This window comes from Streptomyces sp. NPDC094034 (assembly GCF_040303865.1).
Taxonomy (GTDB): Bacteria; Actinomycetota; Actinomycetes; order Streptomycetales; family Streptomycetaceae; genus Streptomyces.
The window spans coordinates 39,954-61,163 of sequence record NZ_JBEOUD010000010.1 but is presented as its reverse complement, the minus strand read 5'-3'; the positions used below and the strand labels follow the sequence as shown (position 1 = coordinate 61,163).

General features: G+C 70.0%; 22 protein-coding genes. 10 read left to right on the top strand and 12 right to left on the bottom strand.

The genetic code is table 11. From position 1 onward, the window contains the following. Positions 1 to 88: 88 nt before the first annotated feature. The 3 genes from ABTZ59_RS12070 to deoC are packed head-to-tail and all read right to left on the bottom strand — an operon-like array spanning position 89 to position 3,434. Positions 89 to 1,024, bottom strand: coding sequence for an aldehyde dehydrogenase family protein (locus ABTZ59_RS12070; RefSeq protein WP_351394724.1), 936 nt, complete (start codon positions 1,022 to 1,024; stop codon positions 89 to 91). Continuing rightward, positions 1,017 to 2,474: an aldehyde dehydrogenase family protein gene (locus ABTZ59_RS12065; RefSeq protein WP_351394722.1), complete on the bottom strand. Its 1,458-nt coding sequence runs from the start codon at positions 2,472 to 2,474 to the stop codon at positions 1,017 to 1,019. Before ABTZ59_RS12065 ends, ABTZ59_RS12070 begins: the two co-directional genes overlap by 8 nt. 6 nt (positions 2,475 to 2,480) lie before the next feature. Then, the gene (deoC, locus tag ABTZ59_RS12060; RefSeq protein WP_351394719.1) at positions 2,481 to 3,434 is read right to left on the bottom strand and encodes a deoxyribose-phosphate aldolase; all 954 of its coding nucleotides are present in this window, start codon (positions 3,432 to 3,434) and stop codon (positions 2,481 to 2,483) included. Positions 3,435 to 3,598: 164 nt separating this feature from the next. On the opposite strand from deoC, the gene ABTZ59_RS12055 reads away from it, so the two are divergent. Next, positions 3,599 to 4,261, top strand: coding sequence for a PH domain-containing protein (locus ABTZ59_RS12055; protein WP_351394716.1), 663 nt, complete (start codon positions 3,599 to 3,601; stop codon positions 4,259 to 4,261). Positions 4,262 to 4,275: 14 nt separating this feature from the next. On the opposite strand, the gene ABTZ59_RS12050 is transcribed toward ABTZ59_RS12055, so the two are convergent. Together ABTZ59_RS12050 and ABTZ59_RS12045 are read right to left on the bottom strand one after the other, a co-directional pair. Next, on the bottom strand, positions 4,276 to 5,808 hold the full coding sequence (locus ABTZ59_RS12050) for an amidohydrolase family protein (RefSeq protein WP_351394713.1): 1,533 nt from the start codon (positions 5,806 to 5,808) through the stop codon (positions 4,276 to 4,278). Between the two features lie 116 nt (positions 5,809 to 5,924). Further along, positions 5,925 to 6,776, bottom strand: a complete 852-nt coding sequence (locus ABTZ59_RS12045; RefSeq protein ID WP_351394710.1) for a LysR family transcriptional regulator — start codon at positions 6,774 to 6,776, stop codon at positions 5,925 to 5,927. Between the two features lie 124 nt (positions 6,777 to 6,900). On the opposite strand from ABTZ59_RS12045, the gene ABTZ59_RS12040 reads away from it, so the two are divergent. Together ABTZ59_RS12040 and ABTZ59_RS12035 are read left to right on the top strand one after the other, a co-directional pair. Further along, entirely contained in the window at positions 6,901 to 7,419 is a 519-nt protein-coding gene (locus ABTZ59_RS12040) for a cupin domain-containing protein (RefSeq protein WP_503002688.1), read from the top strand. Positions 7,420 to 7,425: 6 nt separating this feature from the next. Beyond that, on the top strand, positions 7,426 to 7,785 hold the full coding sequence (locus ABTZ59_RS12035; protein WP_351394707.1) for a DoxX family protein: 360 nt from the start codon (positions 7,426 to 7,428) through the stop codon (positions 7,783 to 7,785). Positions 7,786 to 7,817: 32 nt separating this feature from the next. Here ABTZ59_RS12035 and ABTZ59_RS12030 read toward each other — a convergent pair whose 3' ends face one another. Together ABTZ59_RS12030 and ABTZ59_RS12025 are read right to left on the bottom strand one after the other, a co-directional pair. Beyond that, entirely contained in the window at positions 7,818 to 8,321 is a 504-nt protein-coding gene (locus ABTZ59_RS12030) for an NUDIX domain-containing protein (protein WP_351394704.1), read from the bottom strand. Positions 8,322 to 8,325: 4 nt separating this feature from the next. Continuing rightward, positions 8,326 to 8,757 (bottom strand): ATP-binding protein, encoded by a 432-nt coding sequence (locus ABTZ59_RS12025; protein WP_351394701.1) that lies wholly within the window; start codon positions 8,755 to 8,757, stop codon positions 8,326 to 8,328. Between the two features lie 205 nt (positions 8,758 to 8,962). Between ABTZ59_RS12025 and ABTZ59_RS12020 the strand changes: the two genes are divergently transcribed. The 3 genes from ABTZ59_RS12020 (at position 8,963) to ABTZ59_RS12010 (ending at position 11,747) form a co-directional block, all read left to right on the top strand. Beyond that, positions 8,963 to 9,838, top strand: a complete 876-nt coding sequence (locus ABTZ59_RS12020) for a helix-turn-helix domain-containing protein (RefSeq protein WP_351394698.1) — start codon at positions 8,963 to 8,965, stop codon at positions 9,836 to 9,838. Next, complete coding sequence (locus tag ABTZ59_RS12015) at positions 9,835 to 10,086, top strand: DUF397 domain-containing protein (protein WP_351394695.1); 252 nt, start codon at positions 9,835 to 9,837, stop codon at positions 10,084 to 10,086. Before ABTZ59_RS12020 ends, ABTZ59_RS12015 begins: the two co-directional genes overlap by 4 nt. Positions 10,087 to 10,235: 149 nt before the next feature. Then, positions 10,236 to 11,747, top strand: coding sequence for a prenyltransferase/squalene oxidase repeat-containing protein (locus ABTZ59_RS12010; RefSeq protein ID WP_351394692.1), 1,512 nt, complete (start codon positions 10,236 to 10,238; stop codon positions 11,745 to 11,747). Here the strand turns inward: ABTZ59_RS12010 and ABTZ59_RS12005 are convergent. Then, positions 11,714 to 12,235, bottom strand: a complete 522-nt coding sequence (locus ABTZ59_RS12005; RefSeq protein ID WP_351394689.1) for an NUDIX domain-containing protein — start codon at positions 12,233 to 12,235, stop codon at positions 11,714 to 11,716. The two genes, ABTZ59_RS12010 and ABTZ59_RS12005, sit on opposite strands and share 34 nt — an antisense overlap. A gap of 216 nt (positions 12,236 to 12,451) precedes the next feature. Between ABTZ59_RS12005 and amcB the strand changes: the two genes are divergently transcribed. Genes amcB through ABTZ59_RS11985 form a run of 4 tightly spaced genes read left to right on the top strand, consistent with a single transcriptional unit; the run spans position 12,452 to position 15,304 of the window. Beyond that, entirely contained in the window at positions 12,452 to 13,603 is a 1,152-nt protein-coding gene (amcB, locus tag ABTZ59_RS12000; RefSeq protein ID WP_351394686.1) for a cyclophane-forming radical SAM peptide maturase AmcB, read from the top strand. Then, on the top strand, positions 13,600 to 13,860 hold the full coding sequence (gene amcA, locus ABTZ59_RS11995) for a multiple cyclophane-containing RiPP AmcA (RefSeq protein ID WP_351394683.1): 261 nt from the start codon (positions 13,600 to 13,602) through the stop codon (positions 13,858 to 13,860). The genes amcB and amcA overlap by 4 nt, the downstream gene beginning before the upstream one ends. After that, positions 13,860 to 14,546: a pentapeptide repeat-containing protein gene (locus ABTZ59_RS11990; protein ID WP_351394680.1), complete on the top strand. Its 687-nt coding sequence runs from the start codon at positions 13,860 to 13,862 to the stop codon at positions 14,544 to 14,546. Before amcA ends, ABTZ59_RS11990 begins: the two co-directional genes overlap by 1 nt. 29 nt (positions 14,547 to 14,575) lie before the next feature. Further along, complete coding sequence (locus tag ABTZ59_RS11985; RefSeq protein ID WP_351394677.1) at positions 14,576 to 15,304, top strand: hypothetical protein; 729 nt, start codon at positions 14,576 to 14,578, stop codon at positions 15,302 to 15,304. A 155-nt stretch (positions 15,305 to 15,459) separates the two neighbouring features. On the opposite strand, the gene ABTZ59_RS11980 is transcribed toward ABTZ59_RS11985, so the two are convergent. From ABTZ59_RS11980 to ABTZ59_RS11965, 4 genes are all read right to left on the bottom strand, one after another. After that, positions 15,460 to 17,508, bottom strand: a complete 2,049-nt coding sequence (locus ABTZ59_RS11980) for a protein kinase domain-containing protein (RefSeq protein WP_351394675.1) — start codon at positions 17,506 to 17,508, stop codon at positions 15,460 to 15,462. A gap of 93 nt (positions 17,509 to 17,601) precedes the next feature. Then, the gene (locus ABTZ59_RS11975; RefSeq protein WP_351394673.1) at positions 17,602 to 19,266 is read right to left on the bottom strand and encodes a phospho-sugar mutase; all 1,665 of its coding nucleotides are present in this window, start codon (positions 19,264 to 19,266) and stop codon (positions 17,602 to 17,604) included. A 269-nt stretch (positions 19,267 to 19,535) separates the two neighbouring features. Beyond that, positions 19,536 to 20,363 carry a purine-nucleoside phosphorylase gene (locus ABTZ59_RS11970; protein WP_249948165.1) on the bottom strand — a complete coding sequence of 276 codons (828 nt, stop codon included), beginning with the start codon at positions 20,361 to 20,363 and terminating at the stop codon, positions 19,536 to 19,538. Between the two features lie 148 nt (positions 20,364 to 20,511). Then, the gene (locus ABTZ59_RS11965) at positions 20,512 to 20,949 is read right to left on the bottom strand and encodes a gamma-glutamylcyclotransferase family protein (RefSeq protein ID WP_030355792.1); all 438 of its coding nucleotides are present in this window, start codon (positions 20,947 to 20,949) and stop codon (positions 20,512 to 20,514) included. Positions 20,950 to 21,210 lie beyond the last annotated feature (261 nt).

Here is a 21,210-nt window from a genome sequence, read left to right as displayed (position 1 = left end):
CAGAAGCGTACGGCTCTGCCAAGTACGGTGCACTGAATAAGCCCCGTTTTCCCCCGTACGGGGGAAAACGGGGCTTCCGTACGACGGTTCAGTACGCCGAGCCCGACGCGCCCAGGCTGCCCGTGGGGTGCCAGACCGTCTTCGTCTCCAGGAAGGCCGTCAGCCGGTGGGTGCCGGGGTCCGTCGTCCAGTCCGCGCGTCCCTCGCGCTCGGGGCGAAGTACCCGCTTCAGGTTGTCCGCCGCCGCGATCTCCAGCTCCTTGGCGAGAACATCGTCCGCGCCGGTCAGGTCGATCCCGTTGACGTCCTGGTGCGCGGCGAGCGGGGCCGCGATCTCGGCGGTCCTTCCCGAGAGGATGTTGACCACGCCGCCCGGGAGGTCGGAGGTGGCCAGCACCTCGCCGAGGGAGAGCGCCGGGAGCGGGGACCTCTCGCTCGCGACGACGACCGCGGTGTTGCCCGTGGCGATCACCGGCGCGATGACCGAGACCAGGCCCAGGAACGACGACTCCTGTGGCGCGAGTACGGTCACCACCCCGGTCGGCTCGGGGGTGGAGAGGTTGAAGAACGGTCCCGCCACCGGGTTCGCGCCGCCCACCACCTGGGCGATCTTGTCGGTCCAGCCCGCGTACCAGACCCACCGGTCGATCGCCGCGTCGACGACCACGGCCGCCTTCGACTTCGACAGGCCCTCGGCGTCGGCGACCTCCCGTACGAACTGGCCCCTGCGGCCCTCCAGCATCTCGGCGACGCGGTAGAGGACCTGGCCCCGGTTGTACGCCGTCGCGCCCGACCAGCCGCCGAACGCCTTGCGCGCCGCGACGACCGCGTCACGGGCGTCCTTGCGGGAGGACAGCGGGGCGTTGGCCAGCCAGGTGCCCTGCCCGGCCGCCCCGTCAGCCCCGTCAGCCCCTGAGGTCGCTGTCGTCACTTCGTACACCCGGCCGCTCTCGCTGCGGGGGAACTTGCCCCCGACGTACAGCTTGTAGGTCTTGAGGACGCTCAGACGGTTCGCTTCAGACATCGAGATACGCCTCCAGGCCATGGCGACCGCCCTCGCGGCCGTACCCCGACTCCTTGTAGCCGCCGAACGGCGAGGTCGGGTCGAACTTGTTGAACGTATTGGCCCAGACGACACCCGCCCGGAGCTTGCCCGCGACCGCGAGGATGCGGGAGCCCTTCTCCGTCCAGATGCCGGCCGACAGCCCGTACTGGGTGTTGTTGGCCTTGGCCACGGCCTCCTCGGGCGTACGGAACGTCAGCACCGACAGCACCGGGCCGAAGATCTCGTCGCGGGCGATGGTGTGCGCCTGGGTAACGTTCGTGAACAGCGTCGGGGCGAACCAGTAGCCGGAGGAGGGCAGTTCGCACGCGGGCGACCAGCGCTCGGCGCCCTCCGCCTCGCCCGCGTCGGCCAGCGCCGTGATACGGGCCAGCTGCTCGGCGGAGTTGATCGCGCCGAGGTCGGTGTTCTTGTCCAGCGGATCGCCGACCCGCAGCGTGGCCAGCCGGCGCTTGAGCGAGTCCAGCAGCTCGTCCTGGACCGACTCCTGTACGAGCAGCCGCGAGCCCGCGCAGCAGACCTGGCCCTGGTTGAAGAAGATGCCGGTGACGATCCCCTCGACCGCCTGGTCGATGGGGGCGTCGTCGAAGACGATATTGGCGCCCTTGCCGCCCAGTTCGAGCGTGACCCTCTTTCCCGTACCGGCGATCTCGCGCGCGATGGCCTTGCCGACGGCGGTCGAGCCGGTGAAGGCGACCTTGTTGACGTCCTCGTGCGCCACGAGGGCGGCGCCCGCGTCGCCGTACCCCGGAAGGATGTTGACGACGCCGCGCGGCAGACCGGCCTGACGGCAGATGTCCGCGAAGAACAGCGCGCTGAGCGGGGTTGTCTCGGCGGGCTTGAGGACGACGGTGTTGCCGGTGGCGAGCGCGGGGGCGATCTTCCACGCGAGCATCAGCAGCGGGAAGTTCCACGGGATGACCTGGCCCGCCACGCCGAGGGGACGCGGGTGCGCGCCCCCTCCTCCTTCTGTCGTCCTCCGGCCGAACCCTGCGTGGTCGAGCTTGTCGGCCCAGCCCGCGTAGTAGAAGAAGTGCGCGGCGACCAGGGGGAGGTCGGCGTCCCGGGTCTCGCGGATCGGCTTGCCGTTGTCGAGGGTTTCGAGGACGGCCAGTTCGCGCGAGCGCTCCTGGATGATCCGGGCGATCCGGAAGAGGTACTTGGCGCGCTCGGCGCCGGGCAGCGCGGACCACTTCACGAACGCCTTGCGGGCCGCCTTCACGGCCCGGTCGACATCCTCGGCGCCCGCGCGAGCGACCTCGGACAGCACTTCCTCGGTGGCCGGGGAGACCGTCTTGAAGACCTTGCCGTCGGCGGCGTCGGTGAACTCGCCGTCGATGAACAGGCCGTAACTCGGCGCGATGTCGACGACCGAGCGCGACTCGGGGGCCGGTGCGTATTCGAATGCCATCGTGTATCAGTCCACCGTGACGTAGTCGGGGCCGGAGTAGCGGCCGGTGGCCAGCTTCTGGCGCTGCATCAGCAGGTCGTTGAGCAGGCTGGAGGCGCCGAACCGGAACCAGTGGTTGTCCAGCCAGTCCGCGCCCACGGTCTCATTCACCAGCACCAGGAACTTGACCGCGTCCTTGCTGGTACGGATGCCGCCCGCCGGCTTCACGCCGATCTGCACCCCGGTCTGCGCGCGGAAGTCGCGTACGGCCTCCAGCAGAAGCAGGGTGTTGGCGGGTGTGGCGTTGACGCCGACCTTGCCCGTCGACGTCTTGATGAAGTCCGCGCCGCCGATCATGCCGAGCCAGGAGGCGCGGCGGATGTTGTCGTACGTGGACAGCTCACCGGTCTCGAAGATCACCTTGAGCCGGGCCGCCCCCGCGGCCTCCTTCACGGCGCGGATCTCCTCGTACACCTTGAGGTAGTGACCCGCGAGGAACGCGCCGCGATCGATGACCATGTCGATCTCGTCGGCGCCCGCGGCCACGGCGTCGCGGGTGTCCGCGAGCTTGACGGCCAGCGAGGCGCGGCCGGCCGGGAAGGCGGTGGCGACGGAGGCGACCTTGACGTCGGAACCGGCCAGCGCGGCGACCGCCGTCTCCGCCATGTCCGGATAGACACAGACCGCGGCGGTGGCGGGCGTCGTACGGTCGGTCGGATCGGGCCGGAGGGCCTTGGCGGCGAGCGCCCGGACCTTGCCCGGGGTGTCCGCGCCCTCAAGCGTGGTCAGGTCGATCATGGAGATGGCCAGATCGATGGCGTATGCCTTGGCCGTGGTCTTGATCGAGCGTGTACCGAGCGACGCGGCGCGTGCCTCCAGGCCGACGGCGTCGACGCCGGGGAGCCCGTGCAGGAATCGGCGCAGTGTGCTGTCGGACGCGGTCACGTCAGCGAATGCGGGGGTAATGGTGGGCATGGTCACCAGATGAGCATATCTACGCGCGTAGCAGCCTGTACAGGGGGTGAGGGGTACGAGGGGGAGCCGTTCCCGAGATGTGACCCGGCGCGGGGCCAGGGGGGAAGCGACAGGGAGGTCCCCGCCAGGGGTGTGGAGGCATGTTCGGGCCATACGGCAGAATCGGACGTATGACGACCCCCGAGCAGCCCACCGAGCCGACCTACGCCGACCGCGTCTTCCGGTCGGCCGGCGGGATCGTCGGCGGCGGCCTGCTGCTCGTGATCACCCTCTGGCTCGGCGGCGACGCGCTCTTCCGGGGGACGGGCCGCACGCCGTGGCTGGCGCTCGCCTCCCTGCTGTTCGTCGTACCGCTCGTGATCGCGTTCACCCTGCGCCCGGCGGTCTACGCGAACGCCGACCGGCTGCGGATCAGGAACCCCTTCCGGACCATCACGCTGCCGTGGTCCTCCGTCTCGACCGTACGGGCCAGGTTCTCCTGCGAGGCGCTGACGGAGGACGGCACGAAATATCAGCTGTGGGCGGTCCCGGTCTCGCTGCGCCAGCGCAAGCGCGCGAACCGCCGCCAGGCGCGGTCGGGAGGGGGCCTTTCCGGCCGCTCCGCCTCCGCCTCCGCCTCTGCCTCCGCTTCCGTCGCCACCGCGCACGCGAACGCCGCCGACCAGTTCGGCATGGCCCAGGCGGACCGTACGGTCGCCGAGCTGCGCGAGCTGTCGGAAAGGTCGGCGTCGCGGCCGTCGGCGCAGGGGGAGCCGACGGTGCGGTGGGCGTACGAGGTGATGGGCCCGGCGCTCGCGGGCCTGATCGTGCTGATCGTGCTGCTGCTGACGTAGCGCGGGTCCCGTGGTCAGTGGGCGCAGAGGTGGGGGGCCGCGGCGCCCGTCGTCGGGGGCTCGCTCGCGGCGGCGGCGCGGGCCACGTCGGCCAGCAGGCGCAGGCGTTCCGCGCGGTCGAGGTAGCGGCCCGCGACCAGGGCGGAGTCGATCCGTCGCGTATGGCGGATGTCGGTGCGCGGGTCCGCGTCCAGGACCAGCAGGTCGGCGCGGTCGGCGGGCAGGCCGAGCATCCGGGCGGGCGCGGTGGTCGCGGCGCGGAGGACGTCCCGGGTGGGCAGTCCGGCCTCGGACAGCAGCTCCAGCTCGTGGTGGAGGGAGAAGCCGGGGACCGCGTAGCCGGTGCCGGTGTCGGTGCCCGCGAGCAACCGCACGCCGGCCCGGTGGAGTTCGGCGACGAGGCGCAGCCGGTGCTCGTAGAGCTGGTGGATGCGGGCGGTGTCCCGCGCGGTGCGACCGGCGGTCAGGCCGGCCCAGATGGTGGGCCAGTATGCGGTCATCCAGGCCGGTAGATAAGTGAACTCCGGTGAATTGGTGGGGAGTTCGTCGGTGCGCTCCAGGGAATGGTGGACGGTGAGAGTCGGTACGACGCGGGTGCCGTTGGCGGCGAGCCGGTCGAAGAGGGCGCGGGTGCGGCCGATGTCGTACGTCCGCATCGCCTGCCACTCGACCGCGTGCACCTGCCGGAACCAGCTCGCGTAGCGCTCGAAGCTGGAGCCGAGGGCGGGGTCGATACGGACCTTCGCCATGGCCCGCCTGATCTCCGGCTCCCGGGCGGAGGTGGCGAGAAGCAGGGCATGAAGGTGCTCGATGGACTGCTGTCCGGTGTCGCTCGCGCGGGCGATGGGCAGGGTGTCGGGGCAGTGGCCCGCGTGGCGCAGGCCCTGACGGGCGGACTCGTCGGCGATCGCCTCGTACGCCTCGGGGGTGAGCCGTGAGTACACCTTGACGAAGTCGGCGCCGCTCGCCTTCGCCTCGCGCACCGCGCGACGTGCGGACCTGGCGTCGGTGACCTCGACGATGCGCTGACCGGTGTCATTGGCCCATATCGAGGGGCCTCCGTCGAGGATCGAGCTGGCGATCACCCAGCGGGGGCCGAGGAGCGTGCCCGCGCGGACCTTGTCGCGCCACGCGTGGTGGACCGGTCCGCCCCACATCTCGCGGACCGCGGTCACGCCGTTGAGCGGGAAAAGGGGCGGCAGCACGCTCTCGGGTCCGTCGTTGTGGACATGGGCCTCGACGAGGCCGCCGGGGACGATGTATTTGCCGGTCAGGTCGTACGTCGTCGCCCCGCGCGGGATCGGGACCTCGGCCGAGCGGCCGGTACGGGTGATACGGCCGTCGCGGATGAGGACGGTGCGGTCGGGGCCCGCGCCGAGGACGGTGGCGTGGGTGAGCGCGATGGTGCCGCCGGGGCGCTGACCGGATACGGCCGTCGCGCGGCCCGGGGCCACGCGCGGGACGGCCGTGGCGGCCGGGGCGGCGGACAGGAGAGCGCCGCCGGTCAGGGCGGCCGAGGCGGCGAGGGCTTCGCGTCGAGTGGGCATGGCACCACTCTGGTCCGGGCCGGAGCCTCGATCACTGGCTCCAGGCGGTGAGTTCCGGGGTGTTGGTGGCACCACCATGCGTTCCGAGTTCCGCGTTCCGCTCAGCCGCGAGGCGTTCAGGCGCGGTAGGCCGTTGTCGCGATCTGGACGAAGGACCGGACCAGCGGGTTCGCGTCGCCCTCGTTCCACACCGCCACCACGCGGCTCGGCGTCATGTCGGTCAGGGGTACCACGGCCAGTTCCGGGGACAGATCGTGCCCGAGCGGGGTCATCCCGACCGTGCCGTTCCAGAGGACGGCCTGCACACACTCCTGGACCGCGCGTACCACCGGTCCCTCGCGGGACTCACCGCCGTTCCAGTACGACTGCCACAGCGGGTCGGTGCCGTCGGGGAACCGGAACCAGCGCCGCCCGGCCAGGTCGGTGAGGCTCACGCGGTCCCGGCCGGCCAGTACGTCGTCCGCGCGCAGCACCGCGCCGACAGGGTCGGTGCGCAGCTCGTGCACCGTCAGGCCGGTGTCGTCGAACGGCGCGCGGGTCAGCGCGACATCGACCAGTCCGGCGCGCAGGCCGCAGGTCGGATCGGTCAGATCGGTCTCGCGGACGTGGACCTCGACATCCGGGTGACGTCGGCGGTACGCGGCGGCCAGCCGCCGCGCGCCCGGGTCGGTGCTGTCACCCAGCAGGCCGACGGTGAGAGTCGCCGAGCCGGCCGCGACCGCCAGCCGCACGCGGAGCCGGTCGGCATGGTCGAGCAGGGAGCGCGCCTCCACCAGCAGCGCCGCCCCCACTGCGGTGAGCGTGACACCGGCCGGGGAACGGTGGAGCAGCGGGGCGCCGATCTCGCTCTCCAACTGCTTGACAGCCCGGCTCAGCGGCGGCTGGCTCATGTGCAGCCGGACAGCGGCACGGCCGAAGTGCAGTTCCTCGGCGACCGCCACGAAATAGCGCAGCGTACGTAGCTCCATGCTGCGACGATACCGATCCGGTATCGGCGTCGCCGAACGGGTCTTGGACAGCCGCCGCGCCCGGGAGTGGAATCGGAACATGGCTGACGAACCGATGACGAGCGAACCGACCACCGATGGACTGATGACCAGCGAACCGACGACCGGCGAACCGATGACGAGCGGACCGGCCCCCGACCCCGCCGTATCGGTGGTAGGCCCGGACGACGGCGAGACGATCACCCTTGGCACCACACGGGGGCGCATCCTCGAAGACGGCACCACCACCGGGCACCGTCTGGGCCTGGCCGAGTTCGTCCTCGCCCCGCACACCCCCGGACCGCCCCAGCACCGCCACGCCCAGCATGACGAGGGCTTCTACGTCATCTCCGGCACGCTGCGGTTCACGGTGGGGGACCAGGTCCACGACACGAGCGCGGGCACGCTCGTCATGGTCCCGCCGGGAGCGCCGCACACCTTCGCCAATGTCACCGACCACCCGGCCGTCATGCTCAGCATCTTCACGCCCGACCTGTACGTGCAGTACTTCCGGGACCTCCAGGACATGATCGCCGACGGCCGGAAGCTGACCCCGCAGGCCAACATCCACGTGATGAGCCGCTACGCCACCGAGCCCGCCACCGACTTCGCCGACTTCGCCTGAGGACCCATGAACATCGCCTATTGGATCCTCGCGGGCCTGCTCGCCCTCTTCTACCTCTACGCGGGCGCGATGAAGGTGTTCCGGAGCCGTGAGCGGCTGCGGCCGATGATGGCCTGGGTGGACCGCGTACCGATGCAGGCCGTCAGGGGCATCGGCGTGGCCGAAGTACTCGGCGCGATCGGCCTGATCCTGCCACCGCTGACGGGCATCGCGCCCGTACTGGCCCTGGCCGCCGCCGTGGGCCTCGTGGTCCTCCAGACCGGCGCGATCGCGGTCCACCTGAGGACCGACCGGCAGGTCGGCATCAACATCCCGCTGATCCTCGCGGCGGCCCTGACCAGTTGGCTCGCGACCACGTGGCTGTGACGTCGCGACGTGGCGCACGATCGGGCGGACGGTCAGGAGTGCCGGGCGGTGACACGTTCGCCCCAGACGAGGTAGGCGGTACGGCCGGTGAGCCACGCTTCGTGGGCGGAGTGGATACGGTCGCGCTCCGGACCGAGGCAGAGGGTGTCCGTCTCCTTGAGCGTCGCCCAGCGGTACGCGGTCGGTTCGGTATCCGGGTGGTACGGGACGAGGTCCGCGTGGTACGGGACGGGGTCCGCACCCTTGAAGACGACGTCGAGCCCTTCGGCCTCGGTGACGCCTCTGGGGACGTGGTCCACGACGAGGATTTCCTCGGGCGGGGTGGGAGTAAGGCCGGTCCTCTCCGCGATCTCGCGTACGTACGCCTCGTGGATGAACTCGTCGGACTGGGCGTCACCGCCGGGCAGTTGCCACGTTGCGCCGGTGCCGACGGGCATGAGGAGGACGTTCAGTTCGTCGCCGATCCGCCGGGTGAAGAACCCGGCGACCCCGGTTCGGCGGCGGGGTGGTTCGGGCCGACCGAGTTCGACGTACATGTCCTCACCACTCCTCGTTGAGCGTCTCGTTGACCGTTACGGGGTACGGGGCCGCCTTCACGGTGAAGATGAGGCCCTTCCCGGTCATCGTTCTGACGACGGACCACCCGGGCGCGAGGAGGTCCAGTAACTCCAGCCCCCTGCCGTGCTGGTCCCATGCGCCGTGCGTGCGGTGCGAGGGGCGTCGTTCGCTCCGGTCGTGCAACTCGATCTGGACCGCGCCGTCGAACGGTGCGTGGCAGATCAGATCGAACCCGCCCCCGCCGGCGTGCAGCACGGCGTTGGTCGCCGTCTCGCTGACCAGCAGCTTGACCGTGTCGTGGTCCACCCAGGGATACGGCGCGTAGGCGCGGGCGGCTATGGCGCGTGCCTCGGGCACGGCAATTGCCGTACAGGGATAGCGCTCTACCGCCAGGACGTAACCACGCTGATCCATGACCCACACCTTTCAGGCGCGCGGATGTAGGGATGCGCGCCCGGTTGTGAGTGCTCGCGGCGCGATCGCCTCAGTGTGGGTCACGCGACTCGTCTCGCGCAACTGAGAGTGTGGATCCCAGCCCGGAGAGTCATAGGGTGAGCAACTGACCGATACTCTGGCGATGTCGGGGGACCACGTCGCTGGAAGCGAGGAAGGGAGAACCGTGACGGTCAGCGTCAACGCGAACGCCATCTTCGCCATGCGCCGTGTGGGCGAGGAACTTCAGCGACTGCGCTCGGAGGCGGGCCTCAAGCAGACGGCAGCTGGAGAAGTGCTCGGCGTATCGCGGTTCACCGTGAGCAAGATCGAGCGCGGCCAGGCATTTCCCACCGAGGAACAACTCCCCAAACTGCTCAAGCTCTATGAGGCGACGCCCGAAGAGCAAGCCGGGATCGTCGCAACGATCGAGCAGGGCAGGTCGTATGGTCGCGCGTGGTACGAACGGCCTGAAGTTCAGGCCGTGTTCAGCGGCGACTCGTATCGCTACCTATCTCTTGAGGATGCCGCGGAACGCATCTTGGTCCACTCGGGAACGTACGTACCGGGCCTCCTCCAAACCCGTGAATACGTCGAGGCGATCGTTGCCTTCGGACAGAAGCACGAGAGCACGGAGCGCCGTGAGACCTTCGTCGAGGCGAGGCTGAGACGACAGGAAGTCCTCACCCGCAGAAACCCGCTTACGGTGGACGCGCTGTGTCTGGAGTCCGCGCTCCGGGCTGTTGTCGGTGGACCGGAGGTCATGCGCGCGCAACTGCGACACCTGGTGTCATGCGCCGAAGAGTCGAACGTCACCCTGCGGGTGATCCCCTTCGCGGTAGGGGCCGCGAGTATCGTCGGCGCTGCCTTCACCATCATCGACTTCCCAGGGGCCGACAATCGCAGTGTCGTGTCACGGGAACTGGTCCGAGGCGAATCCCTACAGGACGATCCCGCAGAGGTGCGGCGCGTTCGCCGAAGGTTCGCCAACTTGGCAGACCACGCATTGGATGAGAGAGCGACCGTCCGGTTCATCGAGGAAATAGAAAAGGAACTCGCATGAGCGACCCGAGGGATGCCCTCTACGCGGCACTGCTGGACGGTGAGTGGGAGAAGTCCTCGTTCAGCGCCGGCTCAGGAGACGATTGCGTACAGATCATGCCGATCGACGGCGGCGTCGCCTTCGGTGACTCCAAGCGCCGCGACCTCGACGGTGCGTTGCGTTTCACCGACAGGGAGATGCTGGCGCACATCCTCGCCGTCAAGGCGGGGCAGTACGACCACCTCATCCCCGACGGCACCGAACTCTGAGCAAGACCGCAGGTCGGGCCTGAGTTTCCTCGTGCACGTGAGCACTGAGCACGCACGGTCGCGGCCGAGGCGTGAACGCGCGTCCACAGCTGCCACGTTGGGTACGTATCCGTCCGAGGTAATCCGTGACTTGGCGGCGGAGGCGCATCATGAAGAGGTCGCGCGGCGGGCTCATCGCATTCGAGGCAAGAGTGGGCGAGGCCGCACGGACTCTGTTGCAGAACCAGGGCTACGACGGCGGGTGGGGGCTCACGCTGACCTCGGTGTCGTCAATCGTCAACACCAGCGAGGTCCTGCCGATCCTGCGGGTCGCCGGCATCGCGGGGCAGCCCGTTCGCCGGGCCCTTGACTTCCTGGTCGGCGCGATTCCGGAGCACTGCCTGCCGCGCCACAAGGGCGGACGTGGCGAGCACTCCCGGTTCGTCGCCTTCGGTCTTGCCGGGCTGTTGTCCCACCCGCAGTTCTTTCACCACAACGGTGTCGCGGAGGCCGCAGCCTGGTGCGTCGAGTGGCTCAAGGACCACCAGGTCGACCACGGCTGGCCCGAGGTGGTGGGACTCGACGACACCTCGCTGCATCAGACTGCCCTCGCCGTTCACGGGCTCGCCAAGCTCCGGGACGCCCTCCACGGGCTCGGCCCCGGGCTCAGCCTCCCCGGCGGGGTGGACACCGGCAGCCTGTTGGAGCGCGTCGAGCCGCTGATCGACCACGGTGTGCACGGCCTGCTCTACCACCGCCGGTCCAGCGGGGCATGGGGCTGGCGCACGTACGTCGACACCGACCCGAGTCCGAGTAAGACCGCGCTGTGCCTGCTCGCTCTCTCCGCCGTCGTCTCCGGAATCGGCCCAGGGGGCGAACCGGCGTACCCGGACGTGCCCCGGGAGGCTGGGGGCGTGCACGGGTCAGTTCAGACGAAGCGGCTGGGTGACATGGTCACCGAGGCCGGGCAGTGGCTGCTCCACAACCACCACCTCTGGGAGACGTTCGTCGAGGACGACAAGGATGTGCAGGGCACCGCGTGGGAACACATGGCGTACGCGTCGTGCACCCAGGCCGCCGTACGGTCCGGCGCCGGCCCGCGCGATCCTCGGCTCGCCAAGGCGTGGCACCTGATGAACGACCTGTGGGATCCCGAGACCGGGCTGTGGAACGAGCCGGGTGCCTCGGGCAAGCGGGCCACCATCCGCGCCGCGTACTACACGGTGTCGGCGTACACCGAGGCGTTGCGGCGCCTGACGCGGCTGAGCCTGGACGACGGCGCCCTTGAGGAGACGGGCCAGGTGTCGGCCGAGATGGTCATTGAACATGTCGCGCTCGGCCCGGGGCGCAAGGTCATCCTCAGCGCACGCGGCAACGACGGGGAGGTGGTCTGTGAGCTGTCGGAGCGCATGTTCGACCTGGTGAAGGTCATGCACAACGCGCCCGAAGGTGGGCTCGTGACGGAGCGGATCGCGGGGACGCTTCACGTCGCGCCATCCTCGGTGCCCAAGTACGCTCAGCGCCTGAACCAGGCTGTGTCCGCCGCTTTCGGTGGTGCTCCGGCCCGGCTGCTCCTGGCCTGTCATGTCGCAGGCGTCGGCGGGTATCGTCTCGCGGGCCGTCGCGGGCGATCCAGCGAAGCAGGCGCTTACGGCTGGGCGCGCTCCGCCGCCACCGGGTAGTTCAGTAGCGCGAACCGGGCCAGGGAGCGTACCTGGTCGAAGGTCTTGAGCCCGTCGATGTCCTCCAGGCCGAACCACGCCGCCCCATGCACCTCTTCGAGTTGCGCCTCCACTGCCTGTTCGCGGGTGCCCGGCTGCCGCTGGACGTAGAAGAACTGGACCAACGCCGGGGTCGGGAAACCTTCGCGCTCGATGTCCACGTAGAACGGCACAGGTTCGGGGGTGGCGTTGTGATCGGCCGGGTGGATGGCAGGCTGGCTGGAGATCGCCTCCACCAGCAGCCCCGTCTCCTCCTTGAACTCGCGTACTGCCGTGCCGGCGAATGACTCCCCAGGCTCGATATGCCCTCCCGGCGGAACCCATTTGTCGAAGCGGTTGTGGTGCACGAGCAGCACTTTGCCGTGCTCGACGAGGTAGCCCGAGCAGCAGTACACCAAACCGATGTCACGGGCGGTCTGGCCGTCGTGGATCAGAATCGAGCGAGGCACGGTCGTCACGATAACCCACCGCTATCCGCTCGAACTCCCATGCCGGTGCGGAGACTTCGCCTCGGTGTCATTGCCACACAGATGACATGTCATCGGCGATGACAACACGATGTCATCGCGTACAGGTCATCACGGGACAGATAGTGGTCGCATCCTGCCTCGCGGCTCCCCGCCACGGGGCGGCGACGCCCCCTGTCCGTCGAGGAGAGGCCCCCGATGCGCTCTCGCCCATCCCCGTGGCGTGCCCGATACCAGCAGCGGTTCGCGGCCCCGCAGACCGTGGTGGTTCAGCCCACGACCTGGTGCAATCTGGACTGCCGGTACTGCTACCTGCCGTTTCGCAAGCTCAACCATCAGATGTCCCCGGAGGTGGCCGAAGCCCTTGCGGAGGCGGTGACCCAGTTCGAGGACAGCGGCCATCCGATCGGCATTGTCTGGCACGGCGGGGAGCCGCTCGCTGTTGGGCAGCAGAAGTTCGCGGTCCTGCTCGCGCCGTTCGAAGCCCTGCGACGGGCGGGCCGTGTCCATCACTACGTACAGACCAACGCGACGCTGATCAGCGATACGTGGTGCGACCTGCTGGCCACGTACGACGTTCAGGTCGGGGTGAGCATCGATGGCCCGGCCGTCGTGAACGCCGAGCGTGTCGACCTTCGCGGCAAGCCTGCCTTCGACCGGATCCTGCGCGGCATCACACGGCTGCGTGAGCACGGCATCCCGTTCTCCGTCATCTCGGTGGTCGGTGCCACGGGCATCACGATGCCGGAGGATCTGCTGGAGTTCTTGGCCACTCTGGGGTGCCACTCGGTGGGCTTCAACATCGAGGAGATCGAAGGGGTCAACACCGACCGGTGGCCCCCCACTCCGGTCCAGGCAGAGGAGTTCTGGCAGCGCACCATCACCTGGACCCGCGAACACGGCGCAGCCCTGGCCGTGCGGGAGGTCGAACGCCTCGCCGAATACCTTTGGCTGACCCGTTCCGGGCAGCGAGCCGAGTGGGACCGGCGCCTTCTCGATCCGATCCCCACCGTCTCCTGGAGGGGCGACGTGGTCCTGCTTTCCCCGGAACTCGCGGACACGACAGCGCCCGAGTACGGCGATTTCACGGCCGGCAACATCCTCGACCGGCCGCTGTCCGAGATCGTTCGCAACGCCCACCGGCTCTGCTATGTCAGGGAGTTCCTCACCGGGCTGGACCGCTGCGAGGCCGAGTGCGAGTTCTTCGACTTCTGCCGCGGCGCTCAGGCCGCCAACCGCTACTTCGAGAACGGCAGCCTCACGACCACCGAGACCAACTACTGCCGGGTCTCCCGGCAAGCCCTGGTCACGGCCCTGTCCACGCTAGCAACCAAGGAGGCAGCGTTATGACGGTACTGGACCGACTCACCGCATCCGACACCACCGTTGTGACGGAGTTGACAGCCACGCACGACGCTTCGACCCGGGAGATCATTGAAGCGACGTGGGACAACCGGCCCACGTGGGACAACTGGGCGAAGAACCCGGCCCCCTTCGACAACCGCCCGACCTGGGACAACTGGAACAAGAAGAAACAGGCCGTGCCGGCACACCCCGGGCGTGCCGGCAGCTCCGGTGACCGACCCACCGCCCTGAAAGGCTGTTGATGGATTCCCGCACGATCCGCCGCACGAGCGTCACGCTGCCCGCCCTGAACGAGCCGGGCCGTTACCTCTCCAACGTCACCTCGTTGGAGGGCGGCCGTGGCCGGGTGGCGGAGTTCCACTACGCCGACGCCGACCTGCGGGACCTCGACCTGGCCGACACCCACCTGATGGACGGGAGGATCACCGGTCTCAAGGCCCGGCGCACCCGGCTGGAGAAGCTCCGGGTCGACTCCGTGGAGTTCACCGGCTGCGACCTTTCCTCCCTGCGCTGGACCGACAGCAAGATCTCCCGAGCCGTGTTCCGCGACTGCAAGCTCATGGGCGCCGCGCTCGAAGATGTCACGCTCGACAACGTGCTGTTCGAGAACTGCAAGTTGGACTACAGCACCCTCACTCGCGTCCGGGCCGTCGGGCCCGTGATCTTCGTCAGGTGTTCGCTGCGGGAGACTACCTTCACCGCCGTCGATCTGGGCGCCGCGCTGATCGACGACAGCGATTTGTGGCTGACCGAGTTCGACGGCGGGAAGTTCCGTGGCCTCGACCTACGGGGCAGCGACCTCTCCCAGCTCCGTGGCGTCGCCTCGCTCAAGCAGACCGTTATCGACCGGGCCCAGGCACTCCAGCTGGCCGAGGCCCTCATCGCCGAGCTGGACCTCACCTTCGGCGACGACCTCGACGACACGTAGCCCCGCACCTGCCCTCGGGAGGCACAGTCATGGGCCCTCGACTCGTATTCGACACGTTCGACCACATACGCGGCCGGTGCGACATCGCACCGGTCCGGCTGCCCGGCGGCGAGCCCGGCTATGACGACGGCGCAATCGTCCCCGGCGACGACTGGACACCCCTGACCGCCGACGAGGCCGAGCAGCACCGAGCCGACGCCTCGACGCCGGACAGCGTCCGGATCGAGCTCGTACGCCGTCCGTTACCGGACCTCGATCCGGACGATTTGGCCGGGCGCCTCGAAACCGCCGCCCGCCTCGACCCCCTCAAGAGCCGCCGGCCTCCTACACTCCTGGGCTGTACGGCCAGCCCCGCCAACTGGACCACCACCACTCAGGACTCCGCCACCGGTCGGCGCATCGGCCTGCACGTCGACAACTTCGACCGACTGCCGTACGCCAGACGCCACCAGGGTCGCAGGCGGCTCTGCCTCAACCTCGGACCCGGCCCGCGCTACGTGCTCATTGGCGACCATGACGTCCAGCAGATCTGCCGCACACTTCACCCCGATCCAGAGCAGCACTACCCCCACACCGACGACATACGTCGCTACGTCACCGCCGGGCACCGACTGCGCTGTTTGCGCATCCGCCTCGAACCGGGCGAGGGGTACATCGCCCCCACCGAGTTCCTGCCCCACGACGGCTCCACTGCCGGAATCGACCGGCCATCCGTCGCCGCCTTCTGGCTCGGCCGGCGAGCCGGTGAGACTGACTGAGCACGACTCTCACTTGTGGGCCGACCGGGCCCAGCAAGGTCAGGTCTCCGGCGCTGTTCAGGCCGTTCTCGACACCTGGCGCGAGTGGACAGCCTGATCGCTCCGGCACCCACGCTCCTGTGGTCGACGACGGGAGTGCGTCCCGGTGGCAGCCCCTACGCCGTTATCGCGTACAGGGTGCCCGACGCGCCGGTCACGTAGGTCGCGGGGCCCGACACCAGTGGGCCCGTGCGGAGTGGTTCGTCGGCGGGGAAGGCCCATTTCTTCTTGCCGGAGTCCGCGTGAAGCGCGTGCAGGGTGGTGTCGGCCGCCACGCAGACCGTGCCGCCCTCGGCGCTCGGGGTCGGGTGGAGCGCCGAGGTGAAGGGGGTTCGCCACTTCGGGGCGCCGGTCGTGGCGTGCAGGGCGTACAGAGTGGTATCGCCGCAGATGTAGACCGTGCCGTCGGCCACGATCGGGGGGCCCTGGAACGCGCCGCCGTCCTCGGGGGTGGCGAGCCATTTCTCCGTCCCGTTCGTGGATAGTGCCGAGACGGAGGTGCCGTTCTCGCCGAATACGGTGACGTACACGGTGTCGCCGGACACGGCCACGTCCGAGAGCCGGACCGCCGGGGTCAGATGGCGCCATTTCCGTTTTCCGGTGGCCGGGTCGTACGCGTACAGGGCGCCTGCGCTGCTGGTGTAGACCGTGCCGTCGGCCATGCGCGCCGATTCGGCGTAGTCGAGGTCGGCGGAGGTCTCCAGCTGGATTTTCTCGGTCGCCGTGGACACCGCGTACAGCACGGTCGAGGAGCCGCTGCTGCCGAGGAAGGAGACGGTGTCGCCGGCCGCCGACGGGCCCGCGTCGGCGACGTTCAGTTCGGAGGTCGCCCACATCCGTTCGCCGGTGTCCGCGTCCAGCGCGCGCAGGACGTCGCCGACGACGACACAGACGGTGTCGGCGGTCACGGCCGGGGTGGGCACCAGCGTGCCGTCCGTGGCGCTGGTGGTGTGGGTCCACCGTTCCGTGCCGTTGTCGGCCGAGACCGCGTACAAGCCCTTCCGGCCGGGGAAGTAGACCATGCCGTTGGCCACGGCCAGCGCCCCGTCGGCGTCGTCGCGGCCGTCGCCGGTGGCGACCGTGGACTTCCAGCGCTGGGCACCGGGCCGCCGAGGGACCGTCGGGCTCTGCTGGGGGGCGGACGAGGCGTCGCCGGGATCGTTGTCGTCGGTGCGGGTGAGCCGCCAGGCGCCGTAACCGATGCCCGCCGCGGCGAAGACCCCCGTGAGGCCGAACAGCGCCCGGCGGCGGGTGAGGCTCGTGGGCGGGGGCTCCTGGACGCCGTGGAGTTCCACGGTCCGGGCGAGCGGTTCCGGCAGCCATCCGCCGGCCGGTGCCGGGGCGGTGTACTCGCCGGTCCCGGACAGGTGATGCAGGAGAGCCGCCACGGTGGGGCGTCGGCCGGGTTCCTTGGCCAGGCAGTGGTCCACCAAGGGGCGCAGTTCGGGGGACAGTTGGTCGAGGCGGGGCGTCTCGTGCACCGTCCGGTAGTGCAGCGCGTGCGGCGCTCCCGTACCGAACGGGCCCGCCCCCGTGGCGGCGTACGCGAGGACCGCGCCGAGCGAGAACACATCGCTCGCCGGGCTGATCCGATCGTCCGTCAGCTGCTCGGGGGACATGAAGCCCGGGGTGCCCACCATCATCCCGGTCTGGGTCAGCGCGCTGGCGTCGCCGACCACCGAGATGCCGAAGTCGATCACGCGCGGGCCGTCATGGGCCAGCAGAATGTTCGAGGGCTTCAGATCGCGGTGGACCACCCCCGCCGCGTGGATCGCGCCCAGCGCCTCGGCCAGCCCCGAGGCGAGCGTCAGCACCGGTCCAGGCGGCCATGGTCCGTGTGCGGCGACGGCGTCGCTCAGCGCCATTCCCGGTACGTAGACCGTGGCCAGCCAGGGAAAGACGGCCTCAGGATCGGCGTCGACCACACCGGCGGTGAAGGCGCCGTTCACGCGCCGGATCGCGGTGACCTCCCGGACGAACCTGCGGCGGAACCGCGGGTCCTCGGCCAGATCCGGGCGTACGACCTTGACGGCCACCGCCCGCCCGCCGCGTGAGCGCCCCAGAAACACGCTGCCCATACCGCCGGAGCCGAGCCGGCCCACGATGCGGTAGGGCCCCACCCGATCGGGGTCTCCGGGACGCAACGCCTTCAACGCTTCCACCACGTACCCCCGCCGCACCTCGCGGCCCACCGTCGCTGTCGGATCCCTGCGGAGTCCGACACACTACTGCGGTACGCGCGCGGGTGCGGCGGAGGCTCAGATACCCGCCGCCACAGCCAAGTCCCGCTTCAGCGCCGCCAGTACGTCCGTACCGGCCGCGCGCGCGGTGGTCAGCGCCGTCGCGTCCGCCACCGGGATCACGACCTCCAGATAGCACTTGAGCTTGGGCTCGGTGCCGCTCGGCCTGACGATGACCCGGGCGCGGTACGTGCCCTCCAGGTGGTAGCGCAGGCCGTCCGTCGGCGGGAGGGTGTCCGTACCGTGCGTCAGGTCCTCGACGGAGGTGACGGTCAGGCCCGCCAGCTCCGCCGGGGGATTCTCGCGCAGTTGGCGCATCGCGTCGGTGATCAGGGACAGGACCTGGACGCGGACCGAGAGCTGGTCCGTGGCGTGCAGACCGTAGGTGACGGCCAGATCGTCCAGCAGGTCGGTGAGCGTGCGGTCCTTGGCCTTCAGCTCGGAGGCCAGCTCGGCGACCAGCAGCGCGGCCGTGATGCCGTCCTTGTCGCGGACGCCGTCGGGGTCGACACAGTAGCCGAGCGCCTCCTCGTAGCCGTACCGCAGACCCTTGACACGGGCGATCCACTTGAAGCCGGTCAGCGTCTCCTCGTACCCCAGCTCCGCCGCCCCGGCGATCCGGCCGAGCAGCGAGGACGAGACGATCGACTCGGCGAAGGTGCCCGTCGCGCCCTTGTGGACGAGATGGGCCGCGAGCAGCGCGCCGACCTCGTCGCCGGTCAGCATCCGCCAGCCGCTGACGACCGTGTCGTCGGGGACGGCGACGGCGCAGCGGTCCGCGTCCGGGTCGTTCGCGATGATCAGGTCGGGCCGTGCGCGCCGGGCGGTGGCGAAGGCCAGATCCATCGCGCCCGGCTCCTCCGGGTTCGGGAACGAGACGGTCGGGAAGGCCGGATCGGGCTCGGCCTGCTCCGCCACGAGCACGGGCTCGGGGAAGCCGGCCCGCGCGAAGGCCGCCAGGAGGGTTTCCGTACCGACGCCGTGCAGCGCCGTGTGCACGACGCGCGCGGTACGGGGGGTGCCGGGGGTCAGGACCGCGTCCGTACGTTCCAGATACGCCGCCAGGACCTCGTCACCAAGGATCTCCCAGCCGCCGTCGGGCCGGGCCACACCGGCCAGCGGGCCGACCGCGGCGATCCGGGCCGCGATCTCGCCGTCGGCGGGCGGCACGATCTGGGAGCCGCCGCCGAGATAGACCTTGTAGCCGTTGTCCTGGGGCGGGTTGTGGCTGGCGGTGACCTCCACGCCCGCGACGGCACCGAGATGCCGTACGGCGAAGGCGAGGACAGGCGTCGGCAGCGCCCGGGGCAGTACGGCGGCGCGCAGCCCGGCGCCGGTCATCACGGCCGCGGTGTCCCGGGCGAAGTCGGCGGACTTGTAGCGGGCGTCGTATCCGATGACGACCAGACCGTCACCATGGCCTTGGGCCCTGAGGTACGCGGCGAGCCCGGCCGCGGCGCGGATGACCACCGCGCGGTTCATCCGCATGGGCCCGGCGCCCAGTTCGCCGCGCAGCCCGGCGGTGCCGAACTGGAGCGTGCCGGCGAACCGTTCCGCCAGGGTGCCGGTGTCCCCGGCGTCGATGATCTTTCCCAGCTCTTCGCGGGTGTCGCTGTCGGGGTCCTCGGCCTGCCAGGCCTTGGCCCGCGCGATGAGATCCTGATGCGTGGCGTCCTGCTGCACGGTGGGGGGCACCTCCTGGTAGCTGTACTGCCGGGGCCGACGGCGTGGCCCCGGCGGGATGTCATTCCCGTGCCGGACGCGGCTTAGGCCCTGTCCGGCGGACGGCCCTAGGGCCTTTCGTTCGGATCTTGCCGGGCTCGCGTGCCCTGGCACCGCGCCTCGCCGCGTTGTCGTCAGTCGCCAGGGCTCCGCCATGGCTCCTTCCTCCGCCTTGCGATCCACGGCACCAGCCCCCGCTCCCTGATCCGGCCTGATCCAAACGAAAGGCCCTAGACTCGTTCAAGCACCTGGGCGAGCAGAGCACCCATCTGGGTCGCCGAGTCGCGGCCCGCCTGAAGGACCTCCTCGTGGTTGAGGGGCGCGCCCGAGATGCCCGCGGCGAGGTTCGTGACCAGCGAGATACCGAGAACCTCGGCGCCCGCCTCGCGGGCCGCGATCGCCTCCAGGACGGTGGACATGCCGACGAGGTCGCCGCCCATGACGCGGACCATGTTGATCTCGGCGGGCGTCTCGTAGTGGGGGCCGGGGAACTGCACGTACACCCCCTCTTCGAGGGCCGGGTCGATCTCCTTGCACAGCGCGCGCAGCCGCGGCGAGTACAGGTCCGTCAGGTCCACGAAGTTGGCGCCGACGATCGGGGAGACCGCCGTCAGATTGATGTGGTCGCTGATCAGCACGGGCTGGCCGGGGCGCATGCCCTCGCGCAGCCCGCCGCAGCCGTTGGTCAGGACGACGGTCTTGCAGCCCGCGGCCACCGCGGTACGTACGCCGTGCGCGACGGCGGCGACCCCGCGGCCCTCGTAGTAGTGCGTACGCCCCAGGAAGACCAGCGCGCGCTTCTCGGCGATCCGGTACGAGCGGATTCTGCCGCCGTGGCCGGCCACGGCCGGCGGCGGGAAGCCCGGGAGCTCGGTCACGGGGAACTCCGCCTCGGGGGTGCCGAGCGCGTCGACGGCCGGCGCCCAGCCGGAGCCCATCACCAGGGCGACGTCATGGGTCTCGGCGCCGGTCAGCTCGCGCAGGCGGGTGGCGGCGGCGTCGGCGGCGGCCAGGGGGTCGGGTCCGTCGGCGTTGGCCGGGATAACAGATGCGTTCACGCGGATGAGGGTAGCCGGTCATTCCCTACGCGCGTAGATGCGCGTCGCACGGGCATGACATCGTTGTACTGTCGTTTCCAACGAAAACGGCGTTTGTTGTGCTGATCTTCCGCCCGCGGGCCGGTCCCGGTGCGATGCGTCCCCCCGGTCAGCAGGGGCGCTTGCGCAGCTCCATCACATAGTCGTGCGGGGCGCCCGCCGACTCCGCCGCGTCGGCCAGCTCGCCCAGATAGCGCGCCGAGGGGAGACCGCCCTCGTAGCCGTTCAGGACATACATCCAGGTCGGCTCCTCGCCGTCCAGGGTGTGCACCCGTACCCGCATACGGCGGTAGATGTCGAGCCCCACGCCCTCCCAGCGGTCCATGGAGTCCTCGTCCATCGGGGCGATGTCGTACAGCGCGACGAAGACCTGGGAACGCGGCGCCTCGACGACCGTGGCCAGCGCCCCCTCCCAGCCCATCTGCTCGCCGCCGAAGGTCAGCCGCCAGCCGTTGAGCCAGCCGGTGCCACGCAGCGGGGAGTGCGGGGCGCGGCGGGTCATCAGCCGCGCGTCGAGGTTGCCGGCGTACGCGGCGTAGAGCGACATGGGGTCGAGGGTACGGGAGGTACAGACGTGGCTTGCTTTTTCGGGCTCGGTTCGCCTCCGGGTGCCCCAGGTACGAGCGAATCGAGCACGGTCGACCGTCGACAGGGGCAGAGAGCGCCCGGAGGCGAACCGAGCCCGGAAAAGAAGAGTGTGGGGACCCCGGAGGGGCGGTACTTGAAGCGTGCGGGACAATGGAGTACGTACTGCATCCCCCGGGGCTCCCCCGGAACCCCGGCCGGGGTGGCAGACGGGCCGGGTTGA

What these genes read in the sequence shown, in the direction of transcription:
- ABTZ59_RS12070 (WP_351394724.1), bottom strand. Translation starts at nt 1,024, where the DNA reads ATGTCTGAAGCGAACCGTCTGAGCGTCCTCAAGACCTACAAGCTGTAC.
- ABTZ59_RS12065 (WP_351394722.1), bottom strand. Translation starts at nt 2,474, where the DNA reads ATGGCATTCGAATACGCACCGGCCCCCGAGTCGCGCTCGGTCGTCGAC.
- ABTZ59_RS12055 (WP_351394716.1), top strand. Translation starts at nt 3,599, where the DNA reads ATGACGACCCCCGAGCAGCCCACCGAGCCGACCTACGCCGACCGCGTC.
- ABTZ59_RS12050 (WP_351394713.1), bottom strand. Translation starts at nt 5,808, where the DNA reads ATGCCCACTCGACGCGAAGCCCTCGCCGCCTCGGCCGCCCTGACCGGC.
- ABTZ59_RS12045 (WP_351394710.1), bottom strand. Translation starts at nt 6,776, where the DNA reads ATGGAGCTACGTACGCTGCGCTATTTCGTGGCGGTCGCCGAGGAACTG.
- ABTZ59_RS12040 (WP_503002688.1), top strand. Translation starts at nt 6,901, where the DNA reads ATGACCAGCGAACCGACGACCGGCGAACCGATGACGAGCGGACCGGCC.
- ABTZ59_RS12035 (WP_351394707.1), top strand. Translation starts at nt 7,426, where the DNA reads ATGAACATCGCCTATTGGATCCTCGCGGGCCTGCTCGCCCTCTTCTAC.
- ABTZ59_RS12030 (WP_351394704.1), bottom strand. Translation starts at nt 8,321, where the DNA reads ATGTACGTCGAACTCGGTCGGCCCGAACCACCCCGCCGCCGAACCGGG.
- ABTZ59_RS12025 (WP_351394701.1), bottom strand. Translation starts at nt 8,757, where the DNA reads ATGGATCAGCGTGGTTACGTCCTGGCGGTAGAGCGCTATCCCTGTACG.
- ABTZ59_RS12015 (WP_351394695.1), top strand. Translation starts at nt 9,835, where the DNA reads ATGAGCGACCCGAGGGATGCCCTCTACGCGGCACTGCTGGACGGTGAG.
- ABTZ59_RS12010 (WP_351394692.1), top strand. Translation starts at nt 10,236, where the DNA reads ATGAAGAGGTCGCGCGGCGGGCTCATCGCATTCGAGGCAAGAGTGGGC.
- amcB (WP_351394686.1), top strand. Translation starts at nt 12,452, where the DNA reads ATGCGCTCTCGCCCATCCCCGTGGCGTGCCCGATACCAGCAGCGGTTC.
- amcA (WP_351394683.1), top strand. Translation starts at nt 13,600, where the DNA reads ATGACGGTACTGGACCGACTCACCGCATCCGACACCACCGTTGTGACG.
- ABTZ59_RS11990 (WP_351394680.1), top strand. Translation starts at nt 13,860, where the DNA reads ATGGATTCCCGCACGATCCGCCGCACGAGCGTCACGCTGCCCGCCCTG.
- ABTZ59_RS11985 (WP_351394677.1), top strand. Translation starts at nt 14,576, where the DNA reads ATGGGCCCTCGACTCGTATTCGACACGTTCGACCACATACGCGGCCGG.
- ABTZ59_RS11965 (WP_030355792.1), bottom strand. Translation starts at nt 20,949, where the DNA reads ATGTCGCTCTACGCCGCGTACGCCGGCAACCTCGACGCGCGGCTGATG.